This window comes from Methanobrevibacter sp., assembly GCF_045116495.1.
Classification (GTDB): Archaea; Methanobacteriota; Methanobacteria; order Methanobacteriales; family Methanobacteriaceae; genus Methanocatella.
Genome location: NZ_JBGULU010000158.1, coordinates 1 through 7,389, shown reverse-complemented (window position 1 = coordinate 7,389; position 7,389 = coordinate 1). Strand labels below are relative to the sequence as shown.

6 protein-coding genes are annotated in these 7,389 nt (G+C 34.6%); 1 reads left to right on the top strand and 5 read right to left on the bottom strand.

Going from position 1 to position 7,389, the window contains the following annotated elements:
• The 4 genes from ACJMLH_RS08375 to ACJMLH_RS08360 all read right to left on the bottom strand — a co-directional run.
• The coding region (locus ACJMLH_RS08375) for a right-handed parallel beta-helix repeat-containing protein (protein ID WP_405276636.1) at nt 1–1,257 on the bottom strand (1,257 nt) is incomplete at its 3' end.
• Nucleotides 1,258–1,471: 214 nt separating this feature from the next.
• Complete coding sequence (locus ACJMLH_RS08370) at nt 1,472–3,373, bottom strand: MJ1255/VC2487 family glycosyltransferase (protein WP_405276634.1); 1,902 nt, start codon at nt 3,371–3,373, stop codon at nt 1,472–1,474.
• A 79-nt stretch (nt 3,374–3,452) separates the two neighbouring features.
• Entirely contained in the window at nt 3,453–4,337 is an 885-nt protein-coding gene (locus ACJMLH_RS08365) for a DMT family transporter (RefSeq protein ID WP_405276632.1), read from the bottom strand.
• A gap of 4 nt (nt 4,338–4,341) precedes the next feature.
• Nucleotides 4,342–5,421, bottom strand: coding sequence for a hypothetical protein (locus ACJMLH_RS08360; protein WP_405276630.1), 1,080 nt, complete (start codon nt 5,419–5,421; stop codon nt 4,342–4,344).
• Nucleotides 5,422–5,549: 128 nt separating this feature from the next.
• Between ACJMLH_RS08360 and ACJMLH_RS08355 the strand changes: the two genes are divergently transcribed.
• A complete protein-coding gene (locus tag ACJMLH_RS08355) occupies nt 5,550–6,410 on the top strand; it encodes an alpha/beta hydrolase fold domain-containing protein (protein ID WP_405276628.1) in 861 nt (286 codons plus the stop codon).
• A gap of 16 nt (nt 6,411–6,426) precedes the next feature.
• Here the strand turns inward: ACJMLH_RS08355 and ACJMLH_RS08350 are convergent, their stop codons facing one another.
• Complete coding sequence (locus tag ACJMLH_RS08350; RefSeq protein WP_405276626.1) at nt 6,427–7,233, bottom strand: potassium channel family protein; 807 nt, start codon at nt 7,231–7,233, stop codon at nt 6,427–6,429.
• Between the last annotated feature and the right edge of the window lie 156 nt (nt 7,234–7,389).

Here is a 7,389-nt window from a genome sequence, read left to right as displayed (position 1 = left end):
GTTTATTCTTACACCTTCTGTTATTGTGTCGAATTCATTGTAGGTGTAGTTGCGCTCCAGATTGATGATGGACAATGATTCATTGTTCACCAGATCCTGCAACAGGTCAAAGTCTCCTTTTAAAACATTAATTTCAGCTGTTTGGTGAACAGTTTCCACTGTTGCGGTTACACTAGCAGTTCCTTTACCTGTTGGAGTGAACTGGATTGGTTCGCCTAATTTGGCGGTGCCTTTAACATTACCGTTTGTTGCTGTTATTGTCAGGTTAAGATTTTTGAATGGAGCATTATCATAATCAGAGACTACTCCCGAACCATACTGGTATAGTTTGAATGTGATGTTTGATGTGTCCTTTCCGGTGATTGTATCAGGGTTTGCAGTTGCTTTTAAGAACAATCTGTAGTCACACTTAACCCTATTAGTTATTGGCAGTTGGTCGTTGTAGTTGTCTGCATTGTTTCCAAACCAGTTATAATCCGCATTTAAATCGCAAGCTATTGCATAAATAGCATCACTCCCCTCCTCTGCAGTGTTATTTATGAATGTACAATTATTAACACGACCATAATTACTAGCATACCAGATAATTGCACCACCATTCCATCCTGCAGTGTTATTTATGAATGTGCAGTTGGAAACCCGACCATTATCACACCATGTTTCCCAGCTAATTGCACCACCATGCCATCCTGCAGTGTTATTTATGAATGTGCAGTTGGAAATGCTGCAGTCACGACTGTAATACACGTAAATAGCTCCACCTTCTCCATCAACAACATAACCGTTTTTGAATATGATGTTCTGTATTGTTATATTACTAGACTGTGAAATAGAGAATATTCGTGTTTGGCCTTGTGCGTCCAATATTGTGGAATTTCCAATGATTTTAATATTGCTCTCCTGACCGATATTAATTTGAAAATCTCCAGTGTATGTGCCGGGTTCCAGATAAATGGTGCAGTCACTTTCAATTGCATTATAAATAGCTTGAAAAGTGTGTTCGGTGACTGTTTTTCCCAGTTTTTTATCGTTGCCGATTGCCAGTTTGCCTGAATCATCTTCACTTAAGTTCACTTCATCATTATAGCTTGCCTGTATCGTATTTTCCTGATTTTCGCTTGCCTGTATAATTTCATCGGTTAGCTGCCCATCCTCAACGGCCACTGCCGTATCGTTCAAATCAGCTGCGCTTGCTGTTGCCATTGCAAACAGAAAAATGGCCGCCAGCAATATTATCATATGCTTCTTGTATCTCATTTTCTCCAACACACCTTGAATAATATTAATTAAAAATGTTTCATGATAAACAAACAATATTGAAAAATATTATCCATTGAATAAAACATCATTATATGATTTAAAGTCTATAAATTTATATATAAATATATATCTAAAAAAATAGTTACTGACTATTCAAATAAAAATAATGATTGAGGCTTCTTTAAACGCTTGTTTTTTTAGTTTTAAAAGTTTAATTTAATTTAGAATATTTTTCAATTCTATAAATTAATTCACGAACAATGCCGTTGTTATTTGTCTTTTTAACTTTTGCAAGCTTTTGCTGGTATTTTGGAAGTCTTTTTAAGAAGTTTGCAACTCTTTTGGCACTCATAACTTCGTGGTATTCACCATAACCTAATTTTTGCACGTAAAATCCGTTCAATGTCTGTTCGAAGTTGCCGATAGCTGGAACGGAATAGATTGGTTTTTTAAGATGGATGGCTTCTGAAATAAATGTGAATCCTCCATTGCATATCACGGCCTTTGCTGATGCCAAATCATCATAAAATTCGTCTTCATTAAACTCTTTATAAGTCAGATTGTCATCAGTTTCGTTTTTATTGAATCCATAAACAATAAACTGTTCGTTTTTAAGCGCTTTTAGTCTTCTGACCAATTTTCCACTTTCACGGCTTGTCTGATAAACGATGATATGATTTCCTTTCTTAGGTTTCAGTTTTAAAATATCCTCACGAATGATTGGAGGGTAAATCACGGCATGTTTTCTGGGCCTTACTTTAGGATAGAAAAAGCTGGTTATAATATGGATTTTTGGTTTAACAACATAAGTTTTAATTACTCCTTTTGCCTTAAGCATTTCTCCAATATGGTCTTTTGGGTAATCAATTTGAGCTTGTGTAATGATGTGCATGTTGTCTAGGCTGATTAATGGGATTCCTCTCAGTTTTGCAACCATTGTTGCATAGATTTCAAAATCAGTTACTATAACATCGGGCATTAACTGTACTGCCTTTTTATATAGGTTTTCATATCCTACCTTGATGTTTGTAGGGTTTCTTTTTAAGGCATTCGCCAGTGTTTTTAAGTTGTTTACCTTATTGTTGATGTAGACTGTATTGAATCCTCCGATTTCATGGACATTGTCAAATTTTGAACTTAAATAATCGTAAGCCCTCTCGCTGGTGAATATATGAACATCATATTTGTCCTTGAGTTTATCAACAATGACTCCTGTTCTTATAGCATGCCCCATTCCTTCGCCGCAGACACAATAGAACACCACTTTTTTTGACCTTTGACGGTGCATTGACTTTATTCTATGTCTTACATTGGTAATCTTGTCAACGGAGTTATCATAGGTTCCCTTAATTGAATTTATCTGGGATGTTCTTTTTTCCAGCCGGGCAAATCGTGATGTTGTTAGTTTCTCATGACCATGGCCAAAATTATAGTTCAGTTCTTCTGCATCGGTTCTTTTGCCCAAAAAGTCATTTACGGTACTTTTGCCATACTGCTGAATCAGTGTTGTTATTCCCTCTTCTTCGAGGCGTCTTGTTGAAACGCCAATTTTAGCGTTTCTCAAAACTCTGAACGGCTCTATTTTTGCAAGTCTTTCAATATAGTCGGTGTCTTCACCGAATGTAAGTGATTCATCAAAGCCTCCGCATTTTTCATGCAGTTCTCTTTTTGCAATGATTCCATAGCAGCCCGCACCATGAGGCTTGATGTTTTCAACGCCAATCATGAAATAATTTGCAAAATCATGAAACAGCTTGTCTTCGATTTTATTTGACATCGGAAGCATTTGTGTTATTGCTATTCCGAGTTTATACATTCTGAATTCATATAACACTTTTGCAAGATAATCTTCTGTAAGCTGCAAATCGGAGTCTAGAAATAGCAATATTTCTCCGGTTGCAACTTTAGCACCGTTATTCCTACCCACTGCCGGAAGACCTCCGTCAACCACTGTGCAGCCGTATTCTTCGGCAATTTCACGGGTCCTATCTGCAGAATCGGCATCAGCTACAATAACCTCATAGTCTCTGAAATCTTGCTCCTTAATGCTGTCCAATAGAACCGGAAGGTATTCCTCCTCATTATATGTGGGTATGATAATGCTGAAAATCATATTTATATGATATATTCTTAAAAAGTAATAAGTTTTTTTAATTTCAAAAAATTGCCTAAACAAATCAAGCATGAAAATGTCATTCGGTTGTTTTTAGTGATAGCATCATCATGGCGATGAGGGTTAGCACAAATCCTGAAAACATAAGTATTGTCGGAATCTCTGAATAGATTGCCAGTCCGAATATCAAAGCGGCTAGAGGTTCTGCTCCTGAAAGTAAAATTGAAGATATTCCGGAGTCCATATGATTCAGGCTCAATGTCGATAGTATGTATGGAAGTGCAAATGAAAAGGTGGAATGCAGAATTAAAAACAAGATTGTTAAAACAGGATCAATTGAAATGAAACTTGAAATTTGTCTGAAATCCGTAAACGGAATTAATGCAATTGTGATGAAAATTATTGAATATATCAGAATAGTATAGGTATGATTTCCCATTTCAATCGATTTTTTGGAGGCCATCAGATAGAATGCCCAGAACAGGCCTGCACCGATGCCTGAAAGAATTCCAAATAATGGAATGCTTTTAAAGGGAGTTTCCAAAACTCCTGTCATCAGTATGCATCCGAAAATGGCCAATATCATACAAATCATTTTTTTAATGGTAATTCTTTCCTTGAATAGGAAATATGCAATAACCAACACATAAATTGGAGCTAGTGACAGCAGCACTGCTGCCAGAGATAGGGAAACGGTATTCATTGACTCGTTATAGCATAGGTTAAGTCCGATGATGCATACCGCACATGCTAAAAATAACGGCAGGTCTGACAGGGCTATTCTAAACAGTCTTCTGTCTGTTAATAGTACGGCAATTAGAAGTGGAATTATTGCAATTGAAAACCTTAAAAATAGAAGTGTGGTCGGGTCTATTCCGTTTTGTGTTAATGTCCGGACAAATATTCCGCTGGATCCGAACATAATCCCTGCTAAAATAGGTAAAATTAAATAGATTTTTCTCATGATATCAGTTTAAATATGAATAGACGTTCCATGAAACCGTATAATATTCACATGAGTTTTTCAGTGGAACATTTAAATCGTTAATGAGTTTCATTTCATTATAGCTTGAATCAATGTGATATGTGGTTTTATTTAGGCCGGTGGTATTGTCAATGACTTTAACGTTAATGCTTCCCAAATCAACATTATCGGTTGGGTTTACAACATCTACTGTGTAATAGTCTGTCTCGGCACCTGCAAAGGCAATTGTAATTCTTAAAAGGATTATTCCAATAACAACAAACCAAATCAGTAACCGGTTAAGCATATATCTCCATTCGCTAAATCCGCGATTCCTATAAACCGGTTGTATTTCTTCATTTTTTTCAAGTGATTTTTCATCACCTAAAATGGAATAAAATATGCGGTTTAGGTAATAACCGTTTCTGTATATGAGATATAATCCCAGAATTCCGACAAGGGCGGGAGTTCCGAATAATCCTCCGTCAATTGCACCAATAATCAAGCAGCTTGAAAAGAAAGCCAAAAGCATGCTGGTAAACCAGGGGCGATTGCGGATAGCTAAAATCAAAGTTGCAAATAAAATTGGGATAAGCAATATTATTAAAAAACCGAAACTGGGAACATATGAATATAGGCCAACACCAGTGTTAATGTTGCTTTGAACGAAAGGACCAATTATTTGTGTTATGACTGCCCCTAAAATTGACTTTAACAGATGGGTGTGCAGAATGCTTGTGGAACTCATTGTGTTTGACATGGCACAAAAGACTGTGTTAAGCTTAATTCCCATCTGAAGCCGGAATATTATCTCTAAAAGAATTCCGCAGATTAATAAAACCCAGCCAACAACCAGGGATATTTTCAAAAATTTTTCATTATCGAAATCCTTTTTAACAAATTGCGGAATGATTAAAAATAATCCTAAAAGACCAAAAAACATGATGTCCTTTCCTTTTGAGGAACCCATTAAAAATAAGTATGTAACCGGTCTGATAATTGGATTAAACACGTCGGTTATAAAAATCAATCCTGCAAATATTATAAAGATTAATCCAAGTATGGTTGTTTTATTAAGCTTCATTAACATTAATTTAATGATTAATAGTTTAAATAAGTGATGCAATGTTAAATTTTTTTTGCAGTATTTTTAAATATTAATTAAAGTCAAATATAAAAACATTGAACTAATCAACCAAATAATTTTTTAACATGTCAAATAATAAATCATTCATTGCAAAAATAGAGGAAACAGTTTTAAAGTTTCTAAAACCGGAATATATGGACTCAAAGAATAAAGCCGATGATTTTATAAATGATAGGTTGAACACTCAAGAAAAACCCGTCAAAAGCATTTTCAAAAGCTTTGATTTTAATGGAATGCAGGTGTTCACCTTCGGAAATGACAATGCTCAAAATACAATTTTATACATTCATGGCGGAGCCTACATCAGTGAAATAAATTATCAGCATTTTATATATTGCTATTTGTTGGCACGAAAACTAAATGCTCATGTTTTAGCACCGGTTTATCCTCTTGCTCCTAAGCACAGTGCAAACGATGCCTTTGAAGCCATAACTGAATTGTATAAAAGCCTTGTTCAAAAAAATAATCTGATACTGATGGGGGATTCAGCAGGAGGCGGTTTTGTATATTCCTTCTGCCAATATCTAAAAACAGTCAATCTGGCACAGCCTGACAAAATAATAACTTTTTCTCCATGGGTTGACATTTCAATGAGCAATCCTCCTTATAATAGCAGTGATGACCCGATACTGGGCGAAATTGGACTAAAAGAAATAGGTAAATCCTGGGCAGGAGATTTAAGTACAAAAGATTACAGAGTAAGTCCCTTATTTGGAGACAACACTGATTTGGCAGATACCTTAATCTTTGCAGGAGAAAATGAAATATTTTACAGTGACATTAGAAAATATGTTGAAAATCTTAAAAGAGACGGTGTTAATGTAAAATTAGTGACTGGAGCTAAGCTATTCCATATTTATCCACTATTTCCAATTCCAGAAGCTAAAAATGTTTTAAATGAAATAAAAAGATATTTGGTTGATTAATTGTATAATATGGATTTTATTTATTTTTAATCAGTTCTTTTAATTCGTTTATTTCATCCTGCAGTTTTTTGTTTTCTTCACGAACATTTTTTAGTTCGTTCATTATATCATGGGTGTTTTCTTCAACTGCAGCCTGAATGCTGTCCATCAGTTCTTCTTCTTCGCCTCCCAGCAGGCGGTCGGTTAAGTATGATGACATTGCTGCAGTAATTGTAGAAACGATGAATATCCCTACGATAATCAGCAATAAAGTTATTATTTTTTCGTTGAATGTCTGAGGAACTATGTCTCCATAACCTACGGTTGTTAATGTGACCATCACAAAATAAAAACTTTCAAATAGGTTGCCTGTTGATCCGAAATACAGATATAATAGGGTGAATAGTGTCACGGTTACGAATATGGCTCCAATAATTTTGTCCAAATTTGTTTTTTTGACGAATTTCTTAAAGCCGCTGAAGAATTTTTTGTATAATACGATTATTCTAAACAGTTTAAAGAGCATTATGTATCTTAAAATATTTGTGCTTGGAATAAGGTCAGGCAGCAATATTTCTATTGGTATGGATGCAATCAGTGTCAGCCAATGGTCTTTATCTTTTAAAAATTCCTTTTTTGACTCCGCACGTAAAAAATTAATAATCCATTCGCTTAAAAGAATTATGCAAATGAATAAGTCAAATAATAAGACAAAATATGAAAGGTCTGTTGGAAGGTCCAATAGAAGACCTATTGTAATAAATAGGATGTCTGCAAGGATTAAAAAATGCAGGATAAATATTGCTATAGATTTTAAATTGATTTGTATGCTCTTAGTTTCCATTATTTACAACATCCCTATTTTTACAAAATATTTTTCAAAAAAATATTTCATTGATTAGAGTATGTATGAAATTATAATTAAATATTATTATAATTGCTAATTTGCATTTTTCTAATTTTTAATTTCTTGGTTTTTACATTACCTTCAACCATTCGG

What these genes read in the sequence shown, in the direction of transcription:
- ACJMLH_RS08350 (WP_405276626.1), bottom strand. Translation starts at nt 7,233, where the DNA reads ATGGAAACTAAGAGCATACAAATCAATTTAAAATCTATAGCAATATTT.
- ACJMLH_RS08365 (WP_405276632.1), bottom strand. Translation starts at nt 4,337, where the DNA reads ATGAGAAAAATCTATTTAATTTTACCTATTTTAGCAGGGATTATGTTC.
- ACJMLH_RS08360 (WP_405276630.1), bottom strand. Translation starts at nt 5,421, where the DNA reads ATGAAGCTTAATAAAACAACCATACTTGGATTAATCTTTATAATATTT.
- ACJMLH_RS08370 (WP_405276634.1), bottom strand. Translation starts at nt 3,373, where the DNA reads ATGATTTTCAGCATTATCATACCCACATATAATGAGGAGGAATACCTT.
- ACJMLH_RS08355 (WP_405276628.1), top strand. Translation starts at nt 5,550, where the DNA reads ATGTCAAATAATAAATCATTCATTGCAAAAATAGAGGAAACAGTTTTA.